The organism is Mycobacterium sp. pUA109 (genome assembly GCF_041287095.1).
Taxonomy (GTDB): domain Bacteria; phylum Actinomycetota; class Actinomycetes; order Mycobacteriales; family Mycobacteriaceae; genus Mycobacterium.
The window spans coordinates 1-2,164 of sequence record NZ_JBGGKS010000049.1 but is presented as its reverse complement, the minus strand read 5'-3'; the positions used below and the strand labels follow the sequence as shown (position 1 = coordinate 2,164).

At 66.1% G+C, this 2,164-nt stretch carries 2 protein-coding genes; both read left to right on the top strand.

Annotated features, from left to right (window positions below):
- The first annotated feature begins 569 nt into the window (after positions 1-569).
- Positions 570-869, top strand: coding sequence for a PE family protein (locus ACAG26_RS27600; RefSeq protein WP_370486259.1), 300 nt, complete (start codon positions 570-572; stop codon positions 867-869).
- Between the two features lie 16 nt (positions 870-885).
- Positions 886-2,043 (top strand): PPE family protein, encoded by a 1,158-nt coding sequence (locus ACAG26_RS27595; protein ID WP_370486258.1) that lies wholly within the window; start codon positions 886-888, stop codon positions 2,041-2,043.
- Positions 2,044-2,164 lie beyond the last annotated feature (121 nt).

Genomic DNA, 2,164 nt, shown 5'->3' with positions numbered 1-2,164 from the left:
ACCCACGGCAACAAAGTCCAAACCGCCGGCGGCAACATGGCCTCCACCGACGGCGCCGTCAGCGCCAGCTGGGCCTAACACCACACACACCACCACCTGCGCCGAGGGCGATGCGTACCAGCATCACCCTCGGCGCAGGTGTATTCAGGGCCGTATCCCGGGTTTGGGTGTCGGCGCACCGCGCTGCGGCGTCAAACCGACGCTGAAGCCCCGTTCCGTCCTGGCCGGCTGCCCGGCGCATTGACGCGTCCGTCACCATAGTGACGCACCGTCTTCACCGCGCGGTTCCTGACTGCAAGTTATGAATCCGCCTTCGCTTCGTGCGGTCTGCGCCTTCTCCAGCGCACTCGTTCACCGCTTCCCACCAGGGGTTCTGCGGGTCCGGTATTAAACACCTACAAGGTTGCTGCACGGGAACCGCCGTGTAACAGCTTTGGGAACTTATGTTAATTAAAGGTTAACGGCCTTTTAGATTGTCTATCGGTTGCGTAAAGGTGGGGAGCTGTTGGCGTTGGTCGGCCCCGTTACAGGCCGGCTTGTTTTTCGTAAGCATTCGTAAGGAGAAGTCATTGTCTTTCGTGACCACACAGCCTGAAGCGTTGGCCGCAGCAGCGAACAGCTTGAGTGGTATCGGTTCGACGCTCGCCGCCCGCAATGCCGCGGCAGGGGCCCCGACGACCGGGGTGGTTCCGCCAGCTGCCGATGAGGTTTCGGTGCTGACGGCCGCGCGTTTTGCCGCGCAGGCCCAGATGTACCAGCAGGTCAGCGCTCAAGCCGCGGCCGTCCACGAGCAGTTCGTGGCCACGCTCAACGGTAGTGCGAGTACCTACGCCGCCACTGAGGCCGCCAACGCACTCGCGGCCGGCTGACCAAGGCGGTGTAGCAATGGATTTCACAGCATTACCGCCGGAGATCAACTCCGGGCGCATGTATGCAGGTCCCGGCTCGGGGTCATTGCTGACCGCCGCGGCGGCCTGGGACGAGTTGGCCACCGAGCTGTACACCGCGGCAGCGAATTACGGGTCGGTGGTCTCGGAACTGGCTGGCGGGGCGTGGCAGGGTGCGTCGTCGACGTCGATGGCGTCCGCGGCCGCCCCCTACGTGGCGTGGATGAACACCACCGCCGCACAGGCCGAGCAGACCGGCGCCCAGGCCAAGGCCGCGGCGACGGCGCATGCGTCCGCGTATGCGATGACGGTGCCTCCGCCCGAGATTGCCGCCAATCGCGCTTTGTTGTCGTCGCTGGTCGCGACGAACCTCCTCGGCCAAAACACTCCGGCGATCGCTGCCACCGAGGCGCACTACGGCGAGATGTGGGCACAAGACGCCACCGCGATGCTCGGCTACGCCACTGCCGCGCAGAGTGCCTCGCAGGTGAGCCCGTTCACGCCGCCGCAGCAGAACACCAACCCGAACGGGCTCGCCACCCAGGGCGCTGCGACCACCCAGGCTGCCGGCACGTCGGCCGGACACGCGGCGGCCACGCAAGTGATGTCCGCGCTGCCGCAGGCAGCGGGAGATATTCCGGGTCTGGATTCTCTGGGCTCGCTGTCGGACATTTGGGCCCTGCCTCAGGACGCCTTGTTCGATACCGCCATCATTGCCGCTTTCTTTCCCGAATATGCCCTTGCCGGCGCCGGGCTCCCGTCTCCGTTCGGCCTGTCGGAAGCGGCACCGGCGGCGGTGGCGGCCGCTGAACCACTGGGCCTGACACCGACGCTGGCCGCCCCCGCCAGCAGCAGCCTGGTAGGGGCACCGGTGTCCGCCAGCCTCGGTGAGGCGGCCTCGGTGAGCAGGATGTCGGTGCCGCAGGCGTGGGCCAACGCGGCCCCCGAGATGCGTCTTGCCGCCGCGGAGTTCCCGACCGCCAGCGTTGTCGCGGCGGAAGGTTCGGGCGGCATGTTCGGCGGGATGCCCCTCATGGGCCAGGCACCGTTGATGACCTTGGGCGGTAGCGGCACGGCTGGTTCCCGAAACACCAAGGCAGCGCAGGAGGAAGCCAAACGTAAGGCCGCCAAGGGAAGACGATCAACCATGCACTAACCCAACCCAACCCAACCATCACATCCGAATGACGCCACGATCAGGAGAGAGCACAATGCCTACGCGTTTTATGACCGATCCGCACCAGATGCGGGCCATGGCGGGCCGCTTCGACGTGCAC

What these genes read in the sequence shown, in the direction of transcription:
- ACAG26_RS27595 (WP_370486258.1), top strand. Translation starts at nt 886, where the DNA reads ATGGATTTCACAGCATTACCGCCGGAGATCAACTCCGGGCGCATGTAT.